A 21095-nucleotide genomic window follows, 5' to 3' on the forward strand; every position below is an offset into this window, starting at 1 on the left:
CCGTCATCAATGATTCATCCCGGAGTCTTCAAAACGGTCATTTCCCTTCACAATTAGCGCCTAGAGGCCCGGTACATCAGATTTACCGGAGGGCACCATGGCCAGAATATCTAAATTTCGCAAAGAGTTACTAATCGGATCAGCGAGCATTTTGCTGACCCTTCCGGGCATGGCATCAGCAGGTACGGTCAGCGGCGTGGTCAGCGATCCCAGCGAAACCAGAGGCTTGCAATCGGCACAGGTTCGCATCCTTGAACTGGACCGTGTAGTCACCACCGAGCGCGATGGCAGCTACAGATTTCCCGAAGTCCCAGCCGGTACCTATACGCTGGAAACGCGCTATGTCGGTGCAGACACCGGTCAAAGCAGCGTAACCGTCACCGAGACCGGCTCCACCGTCGCCAACATCCTGTTACAGACAGGATCCGGCACCGAAATTCTGGTCATCGGCCAAAGCGCCAATCAGGCCAGCTCGCTCTCCCGCAAGCGCGAGGCGGACGGTGTAAGCTCGGTCATCACCCGCGATTCCATCGGCCAGTTTCCCGACCAGAATGTTGCGGAATCCCTCCGCCGGGTAGCCGGTGTCAACATATTGAACGATCAGGGTGAAGGCCGGTTTGTCTCGGTACGCGGCCTTGATCCGAATTTGAACGCTTCCTCCCTGAACGGCGTCCGCATCCCCTCCCCCGAAAGCGATGTCCGATCGGTCGCGCTCGACGTGATTTCGAGCGATCTTATTGAATCGATCGAAATCAAGAAGTCGCTGACCCCCGATATGGATGCGGACACGATCGGCGCTTCGATCGAAATCAAGACGGTCAGCGCCTTTGACCGCAAGAAGGACCTTCTGACGGGCAAGATCGAGGGCAGTTACAACGACTATGCCGGTCATGTTTCGCCAAAGGGAAGCATCGACTTCTCGACCCGCCTTACCGACGATATCGGCGTGGCAGGCGGTATATCTTACTATAAGCGCAAGTTTGAAACCGACAATATCGAAGCCGAGGGCTGGGACACCAATGACGACGGCGTCGTTTATGCCGACGAAGTCCAGTATCGCGATTATGATGTGGAACGGGAACGGATCAGCGCCTCGCTCTCTTTCGATTTCCGCGCCAGCGACAGCACGGAATTATATGCCCGCGGTATCTACAGCCAGTTTGACGATCAGGAATTTCGTACCCGCACCACCTTCAAGCTCGACGAGGAAGCCAGCAGCGGCGATGCCAATAGCGCCCTGTTCGATGACGCCGATGGCGAAATCGAAATCGAACGCGATGTCAAAGACCGGTTCGAGACCCAGAAGATCCGGTCCGTCGTGCTCGGCGGCAAGACCGAGACCGGTCCCTGGAAAATCGAATATTCGGGCAGCTGGTCAAAATCCAGCGAATATGAAAACGGTTCGCTCGATCCCAGCACATTCTCCAACAAATTCGAAGGCGACGGCGTCGGCGTATTGTTCGACTATAGTGACGCCCGGATGCCACTTTACAGCATAGTTTCCGGTGCGGCTCTTGCCAATGACGCCAGCGTCTACGAACTGGACGATGTCGAACTGACCACCTTGTCGGACGCGCAGGATGAAGAATATTCGGCCCGCCTCGACGTCTCCCATATTTTTGCAATGGATGGCGGTGACTTCACCGTTCAAGGTGGCTTCAAGGGCCGCTGGCGCGAGAAAAGCCACGACAATAATGTAGAATTCTACGAGGATGGCACCGGCAATTATACATTGGCCGATGTACTCGGCACGCAAACCTATCGCATCGCCGATCTCGGCCCGGTCGCCAGCCACAGTGGCCCGACGGAATATTTTCGCGCCAATTTCGGCGATTTCGAGCTGCAGGAAATCGACAGCCAGTTTGATTCCGCTGTCTCCGACTATGTGAATCAGGAAGATATTTACGCCGGCTATCTGCTCGGCCGCTGGGACAGCAACAAGCTGCGCGTCATCGGTGGTCTCCGTTTCGAACGGACCGAAAACGTCATTTCCGCGAACACGGTGACACTGGTAGAGGAAGATGCGACCTTTGGCGGCGTGCTGTTTACCGAGGATACGGTCATTGTTGCTCCGAACAGCTTCTCGCGCAGCTATGATGACTGGCTGCCAAGCCTGAATATCCGCTTCGAACCGCAGCGCAATCTGGTATTGCGCGCTGCTGGCTATCGCAGCATCGTTCGCCCCAACCTGTCCGATCTCGCCCCCCGCTTCGCCGTCGAGCAAAATGACGACGACGAGCGCGAAGGTGAATTTGGTAATCCGGATCTGCAGCCTTATGAAGCCTGGAACTTCGACGCTTCGGCTGAATATTATTTCAGCTCGAACGGCGCGCTTACAGCCAATGTCTTTTACAAGGACATCAAGAATTTCATCGTGGATTCGCTCGAGGAAAACGGCACCCGCTTCGGCATTGACTTTGACGAGGCAACCATACCGATCAACGGTAGCAGCGCCGAAGTCTTCGGCATCGAACTGGGCTTCGCGCAAGCGCTCAACTTTCTGCCCGATCCGCTCGACGGCTTTCTCGTCAATTTCAACTATACCTATACCGACGCCACTGGCACAGTGCCGACAGATGGTGACATCAATGATCTGCGCAGCATCGCTCTGCCGAGCAGCTCCAAGCATACGTTCAACGCGGTGCTGGGTTACGAGAAGGGTCCATTCGATTTCCGCTTGGCGGGCACCTATCGGGATCGCTATCTCGACGAGCTCGGCGCGGAAGCCAGCGAGGACCGCTATGTCGACAATCATTTCCAGCTGGACGCCAGTGTTAAATTCAAGCTGAACAAGAATTTGCGACTGTTTGCGGAATGGATCAACATCAACAATGCCAAATATTTCGCCTATCAGAATTTCGAATCGACCCAGAGACTGCTGCAATATGAAGAATATGGCTCGACCTTCAAATTTGGCGCAAAGATAACAATGTGATGAAAAATACTGCACTTTTGCTGCTTTTGGGCAGCGCCGCCCTCGCCGGATGTACGGCCAAAACCGGGATGGCTTCATCCGCCGCCTCTTCGGTACCGACGCTGGAACTGACCGCAGACGCGGAAACGGTTCCGGTCGGTACGGTCAACCGCGACGCTGCGGATGATCCGGCGATCTGGCGCAATGCCAAGGATCCGGTGAAAAGCCTGATCATCGGCACCGACAAGCGCGCCGGGCTATATGTCTACGGGCTGGACGGATCAAAAAGATCCTTCCTTCCTGAAGGCGAGCTCAACAACGTCGATCTGCGCGAAGTCATGATCGGTGGCAAAAAGACCGTGCTGGTTGGCGCGAGTATCCGCAATGATCCAGCCAATGCCCATGTCGGTCTCTACAAGCTCGACACGGAAACCGCTAAATTGTCGCTTTTGGGCAAATATCCGGCGGGTGCCGGCGAAGCTTATGGTTTTTGTTTTGGTCAGGATCATGGCGGCGAGACCTTCGCTTATATGATCGAGAAAAGCGGTTTCGTCCGTGAGCTGACCCTATCCTTTGCCGATGGCAAAGCGACTTCAAAGATCACACGGGAATATAAGCTGGCCACTCAGCCGGAAGGCTGCGTTGTCGATGATCGCACCGGACGCCTCTATGTGGGCGAGGAAAATGCCGGCATCTGGCTGTTCGATCTGGACGCAGACAATTTCGCGCCACAGCGCTTTGCCAATATCAACGGTCGTGAACTGGTCGCGGATGTCGAAGGCCTGGCACTGGCAGCCGAAGGCGAAAATGGCGGCTATCTGGTCGCCTCCAGTCAGGGCGATAATGCCTATGTGCTCTATGACCTTGTAACAGGAACCTATGTGAACCGCTTCCGTCTGGTAGATGGCGCCATCGATGGTACTTCTGAAACAGACGGTATCGAAGTCATCTTGGGCGACTTTGGCCCCGCTTATCCCGAAGGGCTAATGGTCATGCAGGATGGTGCCAACGAAGGCGGCACGCAAAATTTCAAACTGGTCAGCTGGTCAAAGATCAAGGCTGCGGTTGCGCCATAATATTCGGTAACTTGGACGGAAGGGAGCGCTTTGGCGGCGCTCCCTTCCGTCAATCCAGCTAAACTTCTTTCCTACAGTCGGCCTGATCCCTTATCTTCCGGCCTGTCCTTCGCCATGCGCGGGACAGGCTTTTTGACATTTGAACGGAAGGAGGATGCCCGCACGAACTTAAAAAACCGCCCGACCAGGCGCAGAATCCAAAGGTTACACTAGGCGCCGGTCCGGCGGGTAGAGAATGGCAGAAATATGGGACTTTCAGACAAAGATTACAGAAAATAAACCAATTGATCCGTGTAAAGTTCGGCCTGTGCCTAACCCCGCCCGATCAGGGCCATCGCCATATTGTCGGCGACATCCGAATCCGGCAGTTTTTGCGCCGCGCTCTGTTCCCAGATTTCGGTCAGCCGCTGCGGAATCATCGCAACACGGCGATTGACTTCCTTGACGTCGCCGTCACCGAGATACTCAAGGCCAACGCTGATGATGCCGCCGGAGTTGATCACATAATCCGGCGCAAACAATATGTTACGGTCAAAGATTCGCTGTCCGTCTTCAGGAGTCGCCAACTGGTTATTGGCTCCGCCCGCGACGATCGGAACATTGAGATGAGCGATCGAAACCTTGTCCAGTATCGCACCCAAGGCATTGGGACTGAACACATCTGCCTCGATCCGCATGACCTCGTCGAGACCGACGACCGTTGCGCCAATTTCCTCTGCCACGGCGGAAGCATGTTCTTTGTTGATATCAGCGATACTCAGCTTTGCGCCATCCTTCGCGAGCAACCGGGCAAGACCGCCGCCGACGCTGCCAACGCCCTGGATCGCGACATGGACGCCGTCCATATTGTCACGGCCAAGCTTATGCGCCACCGCAGCCTTGACGCCGAGATAGACGCCCATGGCGGTAAAGGGCCCGGGATCGCCGCCGGCTTCGCCGCTGTTGCTGACCGGCAGTCCGGAGACATATTTGGTCTCCTTGGTCAAAGCGACCATATCCGCAGCCGTGATTCCGACGTCTTCAGCGGTCACATATTGTCCGCCAAGCGACTCGATCATCCGGCCAAAAGCTGCGAGCATTTCCGGTGTCTTGGTGCGATTGCGGTCGGCCAGGATAACGGCTTTGCCGCCGCCGAGCGGAAGGCCGGCCATCGCATTCTTGAAGCTCATGCCGCGCGACAGACGCAGCGCGTCGGTGACCGCGGTTTCGCGATTCTCATAGTGCCAGAAGCGCGTACCGCCAGCGCCGGGCCCGAGATGCGTACTGTGCAGGGCGATAATCGCGCTGAGGCCGGTGTCTGCATCATGGAAAAAATGGACCGCTTCATGGTCGTCAAAATCCGGCAAATCCCACATCACGCTCATGGCAGTCTTCCCTGGCAAATTGGAGTAATTAAATTTCCCATAGCTGTAATTTAATTACAAATAAAGAGAGACTTTGCAGCACGGCCAAGTGGTGATGACCTTCGTGCTTCGTCTGCTTCTCTAGGGAAGAATGGGGCGATCGAGGGGTCTTGAACCCCCGACCTCCGGTACCACAAACCGGCGCTCTAACCAACTGAGCTACGATCGCCACAAGCCGCGCACTATATAGCCGCATTGCGGAGCGGTGCATAGGGATAGCAGATAGCAATCGTCAAGCATTTAGCGGGGCAATATTGAATTAAAGCGCGTCGCCGCGCTGACGATGGACAAGGCGGCCCGGTCGCCGCGCTGCATCGATCAACGCCCGCTCCTCGACCAGCGCACTTTGCATCTCGACGGTCAGGTCGGCCCGGAACCAGCGTGTGGTCAGCTTGACCTGGCTTTGGACTTCGGACGTTGCTCCCAGACTGGCAGGATAGGATTGCGCCCAGAAATCATTCAGACTGCCGTATCCCAGTTCCGGCCGCCGCCCGAGAAACTGCCGTGCGGGCGTAAGATCAGATGGAACTGCGCCCAGCATAGCCAGCAATATCGCCTGCTCGGGCCGCAGCGTGTTGATATTGATTGGCGACAGATCGGTGGTCGGCAAGGCGCATATCCATGGCGCCAAGCGAACAAAAACATCATCGGACACGCCTTTGATCGTTCGCAATTCGCTGACATCGACGATCAGCGCATTGGCCGTGCGATAGGGCTTTTCCTGCTGCAGATAATATTGATCCTCTGCCCCTCGGGGCGCCGCCACCGTATCGCTGTCGATCCAGTCCGCCACCGATTCCGCAATATCCGCCGCATCACCATCCAATATACCAAGCATCACCATGAGCCGTGAAAATTGCGCCATGCCTTCCGGCCTCGCCGACAGAATATCCTGCTGCTGCGTCACAAGACTGTTGATGTTGAAACAATTGCCACCGTCAGCGAGCGACGCTGCTACCAACCCTCCCGGTACCGGGAATTTCTGCTCCCGACCGTTCCAGCCACCAACATTGATCGTCCGGCCGGGAGAGGCGGATACAATCTCTTCGGCAGACTGTATCCCGATGGACTCGGCTGCAATCAGATAGGCCTTGGCCTGTGACAGTTCCCGCGCGTTGGAGGCCAGCTTGGTGGCGCCGGCCAAGCGGTCAATCCCGTGCGCCGCCAGTATAGCTATCACCGCAACCAGCAACAAAACCGTCAACAACGCCGCACCGCGTTCCTTTTTCGTCCCGATTTCCTGCAATTTTCTCACAAATAGCCCGTCCCGACCAGAAACAAGTGACGATAACGCCGCCCATCTTGCTCAAACTGCATTTCGATCGCACGCGGCAAGTCGGCCAGCCTCTCGGTTTCCCAGCCATTCGACCACTGCCCTCGCTTGTCGCGAAAGCGCAGCTCGAAAGAACCGATGTTCGAGATCAGAACCGCAGGCTGATCGATAGACCCGCCATCGGTCATCCTGAAACGCCAGCGTTCGAGATTGCCATCGGCGAGCCGATATTCGACCCGTTCCAGATTAGATCGGGCCTGACCATTGATATTGCTCTGACCACCCCGGGTAAATTTAAGGAGTGTTTTCTCCGCCCCTCCGGTCTCGCTGGCGAAGGCCGGCATCCGATCACCGCGATCATCGCGATAGGTCCGCGGCAAGGTCTGGCTCATATCGGCTTCCATCAAGGAAACGAAGCGCTGCATTTCTGCCATCTGGCCAAGCTTCCCGGCGGTTACCTCATCGCTATCAACCGCGGACCGGAGCATGATCACCCCTGCCACCGACAACATGGAAAAAATGAACAGCGCGACCATCATCTCGACTAGAGTGAAGCCGTTGCTATTGCGGGATTCGGCAGGAGTTTTTTCCATCAGCCTCGCTTATATTCAGATTGGCCCAAGCCGCAAACAGCGGTTGCGATCGACAGGGATTCATTTATCGTAACATGAGGTAGTTAGGAACAATTTTGGACGTTCATATGACAGGGGCCAATGATACAACGGCTGACTATCTCGTCGCACTGGGAAAAGTGCAGCGGTTTCCACGCAAGGAAATCGAATTATGTATTGTCAAAAATTTCCTTAGCCCCGTCGAATGTAGCAAACTTGTGCCGCTGATCGACGACCGGCGGCGCCCTTCGACCATTGCTGATCCGAACGGTGACGACTATTTTCGTACGAGCGAAACCTGCGACCTCGACCATGATGACAGTTTCGTGGCGGAGATTGACGCGAAGATCTGCAGCTTTGCCAATATCGACAAGCAATTCGGCGAACCTTTACAGGGCCAACGCTATGCCGTTGGTCAGGAGTTCAAGGCGCATACCGACTTCTTCGACCCTAATGGCCAGGATTTTCAGAAATATTGCTCAATCTCCGGTCAGCGCACCTGGACGTTCATGCTCTATCTCAATGCACCAGACGCGGGGGGTGCCACACGCTTCACCCATTTCAAGAAGAGTTTTACCCCTGAGACCGGTACAATGCTGTGCTGGAATAACCGGAATTTCGATGGTAGCGTCAACAACTGGACCCTGCATCACGGGATGAAAGTCCGTAGCGGCACAAAATATGTGATCACCAAATGGTATCGTGAGAAACCCTGGCCATGGACGGTTAAATAAATTGCACTCAAAACCATGAAACTCAGCCGCTACCGGCCCGGCCCAGGCATGATGGTATCCGCAGCCTTCATTGGTCCGGGAACCGTCACCGCATGCACATTGGCGGGAGCGAATTTCGGTTTTGCACTGCTCTGGGCCTTGCTATTCGCTACCATCACCACAATCATCCTCCAGTCCTTTGCGGTACGCATCGCGTTGGTCACGCAACTGGGGCTGGCAGAAGCGATGCTCAAATCCGTCGCGTCGCCGATCATTCGTGGACTGGCCGCCCTGCTTCTGATTTCCGCGCTCGTACTGGGCAATGCAGCCTATGAGGCAGGCAATATGTCAGGCGCCGCGCTTGGTCTCGAAGCGATTAACGGCGGGCCTCTATCCTTTGGTATTACGCCAGTCATCATCACCATTGCCCTGTTCGCATCAGCCATGCTGATATTCTCGAAACCGAAATGGATAGAGAATATCCTGATCCTTCTGGTATTGTTAATGAGCGCCGCCTTTCTCCTGACTTTTCTGCTGATCAGGCCGGATCTCGGATCATTGTTGCAAGGTTTTGTTCCATCCATTCCGGAAGGTGGGCTGATGACCGCGATTGCGCTCATTGGCACGACCATCGTTCCCTATAATCTGTTTCTCCATGCGGCGAGCGTGCGTGAGCGCTGGGATAAAGAGCAATTGCCCGAGGCACAGCTAGATACCATGGTTTCGATCGGTATCGGCGGACTGGTGTCTATGACAATATTGGCAACGGCAGCGGCCAGCCTTTTTGGCAGCGGCAAGACGATCGAAAATGCGGTTGATATGGCCGAGCAGCTCACGCCTTTGTTCGGCAGCATGGCGACCGTCACGCTCGGCGCAGGCCTGTTTGCAGCCGGCTTGACTTCCGCCATCACCGCTCCATTGGCTACCGGCTATATCGTGCAGGAAATTTTCAAGTCTTCCAGTTCGCGCAGGCCGTTCCAGATCGGCGCGCTGATTGTCATCCTCTCCGGAACGTTCGCAGCTCTGCTAGGCTATCGTCCGGTTGAACTGATATTCGTTGCCCAGATTGCCAACGGACTTCTGCTGCCCATCGTCGCGGTTTTTCTGCTCAAACTGGCCAACAACAAGAAACTGCTCGGACAACATGCCAATGGCCTCAAGGCCAATGTCTTGGGGGCGGTCATTTTACTGATAACCACCGCTTTGGGTTTCCGATTAATAGCACGCGCTCTGGGGTTCTGGCCATGACGTCGACGATCGATCTGAATGCCGACCTTGGCGAGGACGAGAGCCCTGCTGGTATCGCGCGCGATATCGCGATTATGGATATCGTCTCCAGCTGCAACATCGCCTGCGGCGGCCATGCCGGTTCGCCGACAAGCATGAGGACCATGCTGGCGGCCGCCAAGTCCAGGCATATCGCGGCCGGGGCCCATCCCTCTTACCCCGATCGTAGCGGCTTCGGTCGCCAATCAGTGAATATCTCATTGGAAGATTTGGAAGCATGTTTGACCAGCCAGTTGCACGATATCACAACCATAGCAGAACAAGTCGGCGTGCCGCTAACCCATCTCAAGCCGCATGGTGCCTTGTATAACGACGCCCAGGATGATCCGGAGCTCGCCGAGCTGCTCATCGAGTTGGCAACAAGAAGCAATCTTGCGCTGGTTGGCATGCCACGATCCCTCATCCAGAAAAAGGCGATGGGGAGAAAAATATCTTTCATTGCCGAGGCCTTTATTGATCGCCGATATACGGAAAACGGTCGATTGACACCCCGCAGCGAGGCGGGAGCTGTGCTTGCAGACGAAGACGAACGTCTCCGTCAGGGAATGGCACTGGCACAAGGAGCCGAGCTGATTGCGAAGGGTGGAAACCTCCTGAAGATCGAGGCACACAGCCTGTGCCTCCATTCAGATAGCGATGGTGCTTTGGAAACCGCCAAAAAAATGCGTCTGGCGCTGGAGAAGGTCGGACTAGTGATCAGGCCTGTCAGATAGTGGCGGCCCACAAACCCACGATCCACACCTGCGATGACTGGATCAATATAACATTGCCCGATTGGGAAGCTGTTCTGGCCGCACAAATAGCCTTTTCTACGGGCGATCATTGGATCGAAATTGTCTCGGGCCTCGACAGCATAGCAGTCCAGTTCGACCCAGCTCTTGCTTCGCCCGATGACGCTGTCAATATGGTTCGATATCAACTGGATCGCGCGGCACCGGCCTCTGGGAAATCAAGTAATTCATTAATTATTCCAGTATGTTATGGCGAACAATTAGCTCCCGATCGCGACCATGTGGCGAGAAAGTTGGGGATAGCAGTGGAGGCGTTGCCGTCCTGGCACGCATCAAAAATGCAACGGGTGGCCATGCTGGGCTTCATGCCCGGTTTTGCTTATCTCGAAAGCACGGAATCATGCCCAGCCGTTGGCCGACTGGCGAATCCCAGACAATTGGTCGCTGCGGGTTCCATCGGTATCATAGGCCGGCAGAGTTGCATTTACTCCTTTGATAGCCCAGGCGGCTGGCCGATTATCGGTCGCACACCGCTCCGCCTGTTTGATCCTTCGAAAATCCAGCCAGCCCTGCTCTCAGCCGGAGATACTGTGCGCTTCGAGTCGATTTCGAAAAACGCGTTCGACAATTGGCCACTGGAAGCGGAAGAATGAGCATCACTGTTTTGAAAGCCGGGCTGCAAACGACTTTACAGGGCGCGCCTTTTACCGGGCATCGGCATCTTGGCATGCCCGCCGCCGGCGCAGCCGATTGTCTTTCCCTGGCACTGGCAAATTTTCTCGTCGGCAAGTCCTTTAATGAACTCGCGATCGAGATCACACTGACCGACGCGCTTTTCCAAATGGACGAGCCCTGCTCTATCTCTGTCGTCGGTGCGGCAGAATATGTCCGAATCAATGGCCGGGACCGCCCCCAGCACCAGACTCTGAAAGTCATGGCAGGAGACCAGCTCGACATCGGTCCGAGCCGCCCGGGATGCCGGACCTATTTGTCCGTATCGGCGAATATTCATGCAGACCAATTGCTCGATGGACAGTCAACCTATCTCGCTGCGGGTCTCGGCGGATTTCATGGACGAGCGCTTGGGAAAGACGATATCATAGCCTTCACGCCCGATTCGCCCATCACGGATGTGGAACGAACCACGCCGGAAGGTCTCAGGCTACATTATAGCGATGACCATGTGCTGCGGGTTATACGGGGCCCCGAGGCTGTTGATGCTCATGCAGAGCTGCTGGATGATCTATGCCTGAACCCCTATACTGTCGGAGCACGCGCCAATCGGATGGGCTTGGCACTTGAAGGCGCGCCTCTAAGCCCTAGCGACTCGTCCAATATGCCTAGCGCAGCAGTTTTTTCCGGAACAATCCAGTTGCCGCCAAGCGGCCAGCCCTATCTGCTCGGTCCCGACGCGCAGACAACCGGGGGCTATCCCCGAATTGCGCAGGTTATCAGGGCCGACCGTCATTTGATCGGACAGCTGGGTGCGGGTGCACGGATTCAGTTTGTAGAAACCACGACCGACCGAGCCACAGAAATCTATCGGGAAAAGCTTTCCCTCCTGAAGTCATGGCTGGGCCAGATCAAATTGTGGTAATTTATCGAAGCTATCCAATAGCCTCGATAAAGATCAGCTCTTTTTGAGCGACAAACCACCAAAACGTTTGTTGAAACGAGCCACCTGGCCACCTTGATCGAGCAGGCGCTGGTTGCCGCCAGTCCATGCTGGGTGCGAGGAAGGATCGATATCCAGTTGCAACGTATCGCCTTCTTTACCCCATGTTGAACGGGTTTCAAAAGTCGTGCCGTCGGTCATCTGAACGGTGATCATGTGATAGTCTGGATGCGTATCGGATTTCATTTTCGGCTCCTAAGCGGGCTGGTTTCCGACCAGGCCCAAAGCGAATAAATTTAACGGAAGCGGCGCATTAACCGGCGAATGGCAAAAGGGCAAGATTCTTTTGAAAAAGCTTAGCCTTCAGGAGGGTCAGCGATCATCGCGGTAAAGTTCGCCTCGGCGGCCAGCTTGTCCCCGATCATCGCGCGCCCTGAGAATTTGCAAACACGCGCGCGCTTTTGTTCGAATTTCACATTCAACGTCAACAAGCAGCCCGGTTCGACCGGTTGACGGAACTTTGCCCCGTCTATCGCCATAAAATAGACCAGCTTGCCCGACCCGACCATGTCAAAGCTCTCCATTGCCAAAACGCCGGCGGCTTGCGCCAGCGCTTCGACAATCAAGACGCCGGGCATGATCGGCCGACCCGGAAAATGACCTTGAAAAAAACCCTCGTTCATCGTGACGGCTTTGATCGCACGGATGGATTCGTCTTTTACGAGCTCTTCCACCCGGTCAACCAGAAGCATGGGATAACGGTGTGGCAACACCGCCATCACTTTGGTTACATCATAATTGGGCGTTTCTGTCATAGACGATCAACTAGCGACTGGCTGGTTGAGCCGCAGGTGGCTGTTGCTGCTGCTGGGCAGCCTGGCTACGCGCACTTGCTACCAGCAATTGCTGCAGCTGCTGATGCAGCGATACCGTGTTGCGCTGCGGTTGCCAATCTGCTGGCGGTGTTGTGCCCACACTTGGAACTCTCGCGTCCAGAGCAGCCGTAACGTCATCAGTTACATCGGCCTGTGGCGGAGCGTAAATAAATGCATCGGGGCTCAGGATTACGCCGATTTTCTTGTTCGAGACGACTTGCTGCTGTGCATTGCCATATTCTTTGAAGATGCTCTCAACAGCGAACATTTGCGCTTTGATTGCGGGCGTTTGTAGCTTCTGGATCTCGGCCTCTTCCGTATCAATGCTCTGCAGAACGGGGTTTTTCGCCCTTACAGCCGCGTCCAGCTCTTCCTGTGTCAGTTGTTTGTCGTTGTTTGTATCCAGCTGCGCCCGCAATCCGTTCAGCGTCTTGTTGCGCGCATCGATCTGGTCAAAGTAGGATTTATACTGCGTTCCGATCTGCGAATAGGCGGCAGAGAAAGCTTTTGTTTTCGCGATGGCGATTGTCGGGTTCACCGTGGCAATGCCGGAAACCTGAGCGCTAGCGACCGAGCCAAACGCCAAGGGCGCAGCAGTTACGGCGAGAACGGTGAGTGCAGTTTTGAAAAAACGTGTCATCAGAATTGTGTTCCTACGTTAAATGTGAATAACTTTGTATCATCACCCGGCTCTTTCAGTAGAGCCTTGGCAATGTCGATCCTGAATGGACCGAATGGAGAGTTCCAGTTCACACCAAAGCCTACAGAGAGGCGCGGGCTCATTGTATCACCAAAGAATTGCTCTGTGTAGCTGGTAGCTATCGAATTGGCGACCCCGTTGGTGGTCGCGTCGAAGGTAGTCGCCGCCGCTCCTGTTGCATCGGTGGTCAAGTAGAGCGGAGCAGAAAGTCCGGTGGGCGATGCATTTCCCTGACTGTCAACAGTACTGGATGCTTGGGTTTGAAGATCGGTCAAAAGAAGCGGCTGGACGACATTGAAAACTGCGCCGACATCAAGGAAAATCGAAGGCCGCAAACCCAGTTCGCGGGCACCGGATCCGAGTGGAATTTCAAGCTCTGCCCGTCCAAGATAATAAGCACGACCACCAATGGCATCGTCACTTAGATTACTGGATTCAGAGATCACGTTGATCGGATTACCATTGGTATCCAGCCCCGGGATGGTGGAGGAGCGCACGACACGTGGACCAACGCCGCGAATATCGAAACCGCGGATTTGCGGTTCCCCGAGGAAAAAGCGGTCTGTCAGACGCACATCATCAATGCCATCTCCCGCAGTGTTCGAGCGGTTTTCCAGTGGATGGATATACCCGCCTTCAGCACTTGCCGTAAAGATGAAGTCACCCAGAACACGCCAGTGCTTGGAAGCATTCAGTCGGCCGCGGATATATTTGACGCTCCCACCCAAGCCGGCGAAATCGACACTGCCAACGATCGACTGCCCCCGCGTTGGCCGGACGCGATTGTCCCGGTCATCATAGATCAACGAAGCGCCGATCGATGATGTCGTACGATTGCCCAGAGCGTCGCATAAGTAGCGCCCTGCGACCAAAGGATCACATGCATCACCAGCGCTGTTACCGCGGATTAAATCGCCATTGCTATCCGTGAAAAACAGCGATGGCTCCAGCGTCACGTCGTCCTGGCTGAGGCCATAACGGACCGACGCGGAAAGATATTCGGTGATTGGGACACCACCCCGGATCTGGAAACCCGTAGTAAGCTGCTCGAAGGTGGTTTGGCGGTCACTGTTGACATAATTGAAGCTGTTCAAATCACGCCGGAAGACATCCACACCCACGGCAATATTCCGGTCGAACAGATAAGGCTCCGTAAAGCCCAGTTCGATCGACTGTGAATAGCTGGAATAACTGACACTAGCGCGCAGTTCCTGACCCTTGCCGCGGAAATTCCGCTGCCGGACGGAGGCCTGGAGAATGAAATTCTCGACGCTGGAAAAACCGGCAGAAAGCTGGAGTTCACCAGTCGCCTTTTCTTCAACATTGGCTTCCAATATAATGCGGTCGGGAGCGCTGCCCTGCTTCTGTTCGATTTCCAGATCTTCCTGGAAAAATCCCAGCGATTTGATCCGGTTGGCAGAGCGTTTGACTTGGAAGCTGTTAAACGCATCACCTTCGTTCAGGCGGAACTCGCGGCGTACGACCTTGTCCTGGGTCAATGTGTTCCCGTTGATATCGATCCGTTCGACATAAACGCGATCACTTTCCGCAACCTGGAACAGGATATCCATAGTTAGCGTTTCTTTGTTCCGCGTAAATTGCGGACGGACATCAGCGAAAGCATATCCAAAAAGCCCGGCGGTTTCTGACAGGCGCTCGACCGTGTCTTCAACCTGTTTGGCGTCGTAAAAATCTCCGGCCTTCATCGGCAACTGAGGCGTTAGAAATTCGGGCGTAAAATCGCGGATGTCGCTTTCCACCGTCACTTCACCAAACTTATAGCGCTCGCCTTCTTCCACCACATAAGTGATGATGAAGTCTTTCTTGTCCGGTGTAAGTTCCGCCACGGCTGAAATAACGCGGAAATCCGCATAGCCTTCGGTCAAATAAAACTGACGGAGTTTCTGTTGGTCAAATGCCAGACGGTCCGGATCATAAGTGTCGCTCGAACTGAAGAAACGATAGAAGCGCGATTGCTTGGTGACCATTTCACCACGCAGCTGGCCGTCTGAAAACTCATCATTGCCGATGATATTGATCTGCTGGACTTTGGACTTCGGGCCTTCGTTGATTTCGAAGACGATATCGACACGATTTTGGTCCAGTTGAACCATCTTGGGTTCGACATTGGCCGCAAAACGGCCTTTGCGTTTGTACAGCTCGACGATTCTAGCCACATCGGCCCGGACCTTCGAACGGGTGAATATCTGACGCGGAGCCAGACGAATCTCGGGATAGATTTTATCTTCCTTGATCCGTTTATTGCCCTCGAGCAAAATCCGGTTGATCACCGGATTCTCGACCACCTCGATAATGACGGCACCATCGTTGTTGCGAATGCTGACGTCTTTGAACAATTCGGTCTCGAACAGGTCCTTCAGGGCCTGATCGGCAGATTCCTGCGTATAGGTCTGACCGACGCGCAATTTCATATATGACAAGACCGTGGTCGGTTCCAACCGCTGGGCACCGTTAACCACGATGGACCGTATCGCGCCGTCAGCGGCTGTGGCAGGCACGACTGATGTCGTTTCCTGCGCTTGCGCCTGTAGGGGAACAGCAGTGCCACCCAAAATGGTACCACACATCAACAAGGGTAGAAGCCGCTTTTTATGATCCACAGACAAACTCGCTTTCACACCATAAACCAAAAAATAAAATGAAATTGGCATCAATGCACCAACTTCGCGAACCCCCTGCCCCAATGCAGCGAGTCAATCAATGGTCAATCAGCCGGAGACCGCCCGGAACAGACCAAAAGAAGACAAATCGTTAAACGTCACCACCAGCATGAACACCATGACCAATGCAAATCCGGACCGGAACGCCCATTCCTGCACCTTTGCACTAGCCGGTTTTCGCCGAACCGCTTCAATTGCGTAGAACATCAAATGCCCTCCATCGAGCATCGGGATTGGCAGCAGGTTGATGAACCCCAAGTTAATTGAGATCAGCGCCACAAAGAGAATGAAAGCTTCAAGCCCCAGTTTGAACTGCTCGCCGGAAACTTGTGCAATTTTAAGCGGACCGCCCAGTTCCTTGACCGAACGCTTGCCGGTTATGACCTGACCCAGGGTTGTCGTAATTTGGCCGACAATGCCGATCGTTTTCTCGACTGCTATGACAGGAGCCTCTATCGGACTGACTTCCCGCCATTCCACTTGGCTGGAAGACATTCCCAGCAAACCAAGCCGAAATTCATTCCCGAACCTGTCCTTCAAAATATTGACGCCAATCTTGCCCTGCTTGGCGATTAGCTGGCCGTCCCGTTCGTAGACGATTTCCACATTTTGATCGGGTATCAGCATGATTTTCTGCTGCAGGTCCTGAAACAGGTCAATTTTTTCACCGTCGACGGAAATGATCCTGTCTCCAGACTTCATACCAATGCTGGCTGCAGTCGAATTTTCGGAAATATCCTGTGCAACAGGCAGGGTTGCACTCGTCCCGTAGGCGATAACAAAACCCATGATGATCAATATCGCAAAGATAAAATTGATTGCCGGGCCTGCAACGACAATCGCGGCGCGGCGCCAGAGAGATTTGGACTGGAATGTTTGATTGCGCTCCGCGGCTGGCAGGTTGAGCCATTCTTTGCTCTTCATCCCTGAAGGATCCATGTCTCCGGCAAATTGGACATACCCGCCCAATGGCAAAATACAGACTTTCCAGCGGGTCCCCCGTTTATCGGTCCACCCGGTTATCTCTTTGCCAAAACCGATGGAAAAGGTCTCGGCCTTCACACCGCACCAGCGACCGACCAGATAATGGCCCATCTCGTGCACGAATACGAGCACACCAATGACAATAAGAAACGCCAGAAGCGTCAGCAAAATACCGGGGTTATCCGTCAAACCTTAAATTCCTCGACCAGTTGCTCGGTCCGAACACGCGCCTCTTTGTCTATCGCAAAAATATCCGCCAACTCGCTCGGTTCCGGCGGGCTATAACTATCTAACAGCCGCGTTACAATCTCTGTGATGTCCAGAAACTGAACCGCGCGCTTGAGAAACGCAGCGACGGCAACCTCATTAGCCGCGTTGAGCATCGCCGGTTTCGCGCCGCCTGCCGTGATTGCGGCTCTGGCAATTTTGGTTGCCGGGAAACGGTCTTCGTCGGGTAGCTCAAAATCAAGCCTGCCGATGTCCGCCAAGTTGAGCGGCTCGCAATTGGTGGTCATCCGGTCCGGCCAGGCCAGAGCGCTGGCGATGGGTATCCGCATATCCGGAGAGCCAAGCTGCGCCAGCGTCGAGCGGTCGTGATATTCCACCATCGAATGAATGACCGACTGGGGGTGGACCAATATGTCGATCTTCTCGAGACCGATCGGGAACAGATAATGCGCCTCGATCAGTTCCAGCCCCTTGTTCATCATCGTCGCGCTGTCGACCGAGATTTTGGCACCCATATCCCAATTGGGGTGGGCTACCGCCTGCTCCGGCGTGACGCTGGCCATTTGCTCCCGTGTCCAAGTCCGAAACGGGCCGCCGCTGGCGGTCAGAGTGATCTTGCGGACCTGATCAATCCGGCCGCCCTGAAGCGCCTGGAATATAGCATTATGTTCTGAATCCACCGGCAACAGGGTCGCCCCGGATTTTTGCGCCTCGGTGATCATCAGTGCGCCAGCGGAAACCAGCGCTTCCTTGTTGGCGAGCGCGACCGTCTTGCCACAGCGCAAGGCTTCGAGCGTTGGCGGCAGCCCGGCGCAACCGACGATCGCCGCCATCGTCCAGTCTGCACCCAAGGCAGCCGCGGCGACCAGGGCCTCCGCTCCGCTTGCCGCTTCGATAGACGTCCCTGCCAGTTCTTGTTTGAGTTCTTCATAGGCAGAATCTTCTGCAACAACCGCGATCTCTGCCGAAAACTCCCTGGCCAGAGCAGCCAGATGGGAAGCATTGCTGTTGGCGGTCATGGCAATGATATTATATTGGTCCGGATGCTGACGAACAAGGTCGAGAGTCGAAAGACCTACTGATCCTGTCGCACCAAATATCGAGATTGATTTGGTCATGACAGGGTTGGCCAGTGTTCGACCAGCATGACCAACGCGACAACCGGCGCGACCGGGATCAAGCCGTCGAGACGATCCATCACACCGCCGTGGCCGGGAAAGATTGTACCGCTGTCCTTCGCGCCCGCTTTCCGCTTGAGCGCGCTTTCGAACAAGTCACCCATCTGCGCCAAAACCGCCAGAGGAATGCTGAGCAGCACCAGATAGAAAGGGAGCCCCCAATAGATGTGCAGAACAAAGCTTACCGCCGCTGTCAAAATGACGCCGCCAATCAGACCCGCCCAGGTCTTATTGGGACTATATTGCGGGGCCAATTTTGGCCCGCCAATCGCACGGCCTGAAAAATAGGCACCGATATCGGTGGCCCAGACCAGAGCCAGCGTCCAGAGCATGATCAATATGCCCTTGTCGATATCGCGCAAATAGAGGATCGCAAGTGCAGGTAAACCGGCATAGATCACGCCGGCCCCGAGTTTGAACGAGCGGTCAAATATCGCAACGAACATCGCCGCACCAAAGATCAGACCGAGCCCCAGAAATGATGCCCCGGCAGCCCATGGCGACATGATCGCCAAAGGCACCGACAGCGCATACATCGCCAGCTTGCGATTTTCGTGACGCCCTGCCAGCCCTGCCCATTCGCTCATGATGCCTAGGGCCATCAATACAACGAGCAGCCACAGAAGCATCCCGCCAAAATATCCCGCCAGCAAAGCTGCCGCGATCAGCAGCACGCCTACGACGATACGTGTTTGCAGTTCATTCGACTTGCCGGGTTTGGGAGCGACTGGTTCATCCATGTTCAGCGTCCACCAAACCGTCGCTCACGGTCCCCGAATGATTTCAGAGCTTGCTCAAGCTCCTTCTTGTCAAAATCGGGCCACAGCGTGTCGGTAAAATAGAGTTCGGCATAGGCCGCTTGCCACAAGAGAAAATTGGACAGGCGCAATTCGCCCGATGTCCTGACCAGCAAGTCGAGCGGCGGCAGATCGGCAGTATCCAAACCGCTGGATATATGTTCGAGACCAATTTCGTCAGGTTGCAGGTCGCCTTGCTTTACAGCGGTCGCAATATGCTGGACCGCCCGGAGCATTTCATCCTGCGCGCCGTAGTTGAGCGCGACGGCCAGCGTCATCTTGTCATTCCCGGCCGTTTTCTCAATGGCATTGTCGATCATCGTAACGATGTCGGCATCCAGCACCTTATAATTGCCGATGACCTTCAACCGCACACCATTTTCGACGAATTCATTGATATCAGACTGTATATACTGGCGCAGCAGTCCCATGAGATCGCTGATTTCATCTTCCGGCCGATTCCAGTTTTCGGACGAGAATGCATAGAGCGTCATTGCTTCGACGCCCATTTTCCCGGCCACGCGAACGATGTTGCGAACCGCCTCGACACCCTTCTTGTGACCAAGCGCACGCGGAAGATGCTTGCGCTTCGCCCAGCGCCCATTCCCATCCATGATGATCGCGATGTGACGGACGCCATATGTCGGGTCTGCTATGCCGGCGACGCTTTGCACCAGATCTCCAGAACCGCCCTTGGAACGCGTGAGCTTCACTGAGTCAGGATTTCCTGCTCTTTTGCGTCAGCCAGCTTGTCGGCTTCAGCAATCATCTCATCAGTCAGCTTCTGGACTTCGGTCTCAAGCCGCTTCCGGTCATCTTCGCTGATTTGCTTCTTGCTCTCATCGGCCTTCAGGTCATCCATGCCATCGCGCCGCACATTGCGGATCGCTATGCGGGCCTTTTCAGCAAATTGTCCGGTCAGTTTAGCAAGATCTTTGCGACGTTCTTCGGTCAGATCGGGGATAGGAAGCCTGATATTGGGACCATCCGTCATTGGATTCAGCCCCAGACCTGCGGAACGGATTGCTTTTTCTACCGGCTGGATATTGCCCTTGTCCCAAACCTGAACCGAGAGCATCCGTGACTCGGGCACCGATACAGTGGCAACCTGGTTGAGCGGCATTTTCGAGCCGTAAACCTCGACCGTGATTGTATCCAGCAGCGCGATATTCGCGCGCCCCGTACGCAAGCCACTCAAATCATGCTTGAGCGCCTCCAGCGTGCTATTCATCCTCTTTTGCAGGTCGGCTTTGTCATATTGTGCCATTGCTGTTTCCCCTAAATATTATTCGGTTGTTCCGACCATGGTCGCAGTTCCACCGCCACTCAAGACGGTTGCAAGATTACCCTGCTCACGGATCGAGAATACGACTATCGGTATCTTGTTCTCGCGGCAAAGCGCGACGGCACTGGCATCCATCACCTTCAGATTGTCGCTCAAAACCTGATCGAAGCTCAATTCCTCATAGCGTGTTGCGGCAGGGTCTTTTTTCGGATCGGCATTATAGACACCGTCAACGCTAGTGCCCTTGAAAAGCGCCTCGCAGCCCATTTCGGCGGCACGCAATGCTGCTGCGGTATCGGTTGTGAAATAGGGGTTGCCTGTTCCTGCTGCAAAAATAACGATCCGGCCCTTTTCAAGGTGGCGCACCGCCTTGCGGCGAATATACGGCTCGCACACACTCGCCATCGGAATGGCAGACAAGACCCGCGTGTCACAGCCCATTTGTTCGAGCGCATTCTGGACCGCCAGAGCATTCATCACGGTTGCGAGCATGCCCATATAGTCGGCGCTTGTCCGTTCAAAGCCCTTTGCTGCGGCAGCCAGTCCCCTGAAAATATTGCCTCCGCCAACGACCAGACAAAGCTCGAAACCGGCCTCTTTGGCAGACTTCACTTCGGTCGCGATGCGGTTAACCGTCTCAGGGTCGATCCCGAATTCACTCGAACCCATCAGGACTTCACCAGAGAGCTTCAGCAAAATACGCTTAAACGCGGGTCGTTTCATGCAAATCCAATCCTGCCGGAA

The 21095-nt window shown here is 54.9% G+C and carries 20 protein-coding genes and 1 tRNA gene; 7 read left to right on the plus strand and 14 right to left on the minus strand.

Going from position 1 to position 21095, the window contains the following annotated elements:
• Positions 1-169: 169 nt before the first annotated feature.
• Both AAC060_RS10765 and AAC060_RS10770 read left to right on the plus strand, forming a co-directional pair.
• A complete protein-coding gene (locus AAC060_RS10765) occupies positions 170-2935 on the plus strand; it encodes a TonB-dependent receptor (RefSeq protein ID WP_339826336.1) in 2766 nt (921 codons plus the stop codon).
• Entirely contained in the window at positions 2935-3990 is a 1056-nt protein-coding gene (locus AAC060_RS10770; protein WP_339826339.1) for a phytase, read from the plus strand. Before AAC060_RS10765 ends, AAC060_RS10770 begins: the two co-directional genes overlap by 1 nt.
• 311 nt (positions 3991-4301) lie before the next feature.
• Here the strand turns inward: AAC060_RS10770 and AAC060_RS10775 are convergent, their stop codons facing one another.
• The 4 genes from AAC060_RS10775 to gspJ form a co-directional block, all read right to left on the minus strand.
• Positions 4302-5354, minus strand: coding sequence for a Glu/Leu/Phe/Val dehydrogenase dimerization domain-containing protein (locus AAC060_RS10775; RefSeq protein ID WP_339825983.1), 1053 nt, complete (start codon positions 5352-5354; stop codon positions 4302-4304).
• Between the two features lie 131 nt (positions 5355-5485).
• Positions 5486-5562 (minus strand) — tRNA-His (locus tag AAC060_RS10780).
• Positions 5563-5652: 90 nt separating this feature from the next.
• A complete protein-coding gene (gspK, locus tag AAC060_RS10785) occupies positions 5653-6648 on the minus strand; it encodes a type II secretion system minor pseudopilin GspK (RefSeq protein ID WP_339825986.1) in 996 nt (331 codons plus the stop codon).
• The gene (gene gspJ, locus AAC060_RS10790) at positions 6645-7259 is read right to left on the minus strand and encodes a type II secretion system minor pseudopilin GspJ (RefSeq protein WP_339825989.1); all 615 of its coding nucleotides are present in this window, start codon (positions 7257-7259) and stop codon (positions 6645-6647) included. The genes gspK and gspJ overlap by 4 nt, the downstream gene beginning before the upstream one ends.
• 107 nt (positions 7260-7366) lie before the next feature.
• Between gspJ and AAC060_RS10795 the strand changes: the two genes are divergently transcribed.
• The 5 genes from AAC060_RS10795 to AAC060_RS10815 are packed head-to-tail and all read left to right on the plus strand — an operon-like array spanning position 7367 to position 11605.
• Positions 7367-8011 (plus strand): 2OG-Fe(II) oxygenase, encoded by a 645-nt coding sequence (locus AAC060_RS10795; protein ID WP_339825992.1) that lies wholly within the window; start codon positions 7367-7369, stop codon positions 8009-8011.
• Positions 8012-8026: 15 nt separating this feature from the next.
• Positions 8027-9238: an Nramp family divalent metal transporter gene (locus AAC060_RS10800; RefSeq protein ID WP_339825994.1), complete on the plus strand. Its 1212-nt coding sequence runs from the start codon at positions 8027-8029 to the stop codon at positions 9236-9238.
• On the plus strand, positions 9235-9990 hold the full coding sequence (gene pxpA / locus AAC060_RS10805; protein ID WP_339825997.1) for a 5-oxoprolinase subunit PxpA: 756 nt from the start codon (positions 9235-9237) through the stop codon (positions 9988-9990). Before AAC060_RS10800 ends, pxpA begins: the two co-directional genes overlap by 4 nt.
• Positions 9990-10661: a carboxyltransferase domain-containing protein gene (locus AAC060_RS10810; RefSeq protein ID WP_339826000.1), complete on the plus strand. Its 672-nt coding sequence runs from the start codon at positions 9990-9992 to the stop codon at positions 10659-10661. The genes pxpA and AAC060_RS10810 overlap by 1 nt, the downstream gene beginning before the upstream one ends.
• Positions 10658-11605, plus strand: a complete 948-nt coding sequence (locus AAC060_RS10815) for a biotin-dependent carboxyltransferase family protein (protein WP_339826003.1) — start codon at positions 10658-10660, stop codon at positions 11603-11605. The genes AAC060_RS10810 and AAC060_RS10815 overlap by 4 nt, the downstream gene beginning before the upstream one ends.
• A 33-nt stretch (positions 11606-11638) precedes the next feature.
• Here AAC060_RS10815 and rpmE read toward each other — a convergent pair whose 3' ends face one another.
• From rpmE to pyrH, 10 genes are all read right to left on the minus strand, one after another.
• On the minus strand, positions 11639-11869 hold the full coding sequence (gene rpmE / locus AAC060_RS10820; RefSeq protein WP_067198668.1) for a 50S ribosomal protein L31: 231 nt from the start codon (positions 11867-11869) through the stop codon (positions 11639-11641).
• A gap of 110 nt (positions 11870-11979) precedes the next feature.
• Positions 11980-12438 (minus strand): 3-hydroxyacyl-ACP dehydratase FabZ, encoded by a 459-nt coding sequence (gene fabZ, locus AAC060_RS10825; protein ID WP_339826006.1) that lies wholly within the window; start codon positions 12436-12438, stop codon positions 11980-11982.
• A gap of 10 nt (positions 12439-12448) precedes the next feature.
• A complete protein-coding gene (locus tag AAC060_RS10830) occupies positions 12449-13138 on the minus strand; it encodes an OmpH family outer membrane protein (RefSeq protein ID WP_339826008.1) in 690 nt (229 codons plus the stop codon).
• Entirely contained in the window at positions 13138-15786 is a 2649-nt protein-coding gene (bamA, locus tag AAC060_RS10835) for an outer membrane protein assembly factor BamA (RefSeq protein ID WP_339826341.1), read from the minus strand. The genes AAC060_RS10830 and bamA overlap by 1 nt, the downstream gene beginning before the upstream one ends.
• A 141-nt stretch (positions 15787-15927) precedes the next feature.
• Complete coding sequence (gene rseP, locus AAC060_RS10840; protein ID WP_339826011.1) at positions 15928-17052, minus strand: RIP metalloprotease RseP; 1125 nt, start codon at positions 17050-17052, stop codon at positions 15928-15930.
• A complete protein-coding gene (locus AAC060_RS10845; protein WP_339826013.1) occupies positions 17049-18209 on the minus strand; it encodes a 1-deoxy-D-xylulose-5-phosphate reductoisomerase in 1161 nt (386 codons plus the stop codon). The genes rseP and AAC060_RS10845 overlap by 4 nt, the downstream gene beginning before the upstream one ends.
• Positions 18206-19009 carry a phosphatidate cytidylyltransferase gene (locus AAC060_RS10850; protein WP_339826016.1) on the minus strand — a complete coding sequence of 268 codons (804 nt, stop codon included), beginning with the start codon at positions 19007-19009 and terminating at the stop codon, positions 18206-18208. Before AAC060_RS10850 ends, AAC060_RS10845 begins: the two co-directional genes overlap by 4 nt.
• A 2-nt stretch (positions 19010-19011) precedes the next feature.
• Positions 19012-19722 (minus strand): isoprenyl transferase, encoded by a 711-nt coding sequence (locus AAC060_RS10855; protein ID WP_339826343.1) that lies wholly within the window; start codon positions 19720-19722, stop codon positions 19012-19014.
• 53 nt (positions 19723-19775) lie between these two features.
• Positions 19776-20333, minus strand: a complete 558-nt coding sequence (gene frr / locus AAC060_RS10860; RefSeq protein ID WP_339826019.1) for a ribosome recycling factor — start codon at positions 20331-20333, stop codon at positions 19776-19778.
• 18 nt (positions 20334-20351) lie between these two features.
• Positions 20352-21074, minus strand: coding sequence for a UMP kinase (pyrH, locus tag AAC060_RS10865; RefSeq protein WP_339826022.1), 723 nt, complete (start codon positions 21072-21074; stop codon positions 20352-20354).
• Between the last annotated feature and the right edge of the window lie 21 nt (positions 21075-21095).

This window comes from uncultured Parasphingorhabdus sp. (assembly GCF_963975555.1).
Taxonomy (GTDB): domain Bacteria; phylum Pseudomonadota; class Alphaproteobacteria; order Sphingomonadales; family Sphingomonadaceae; genus Parasphingorhabdus.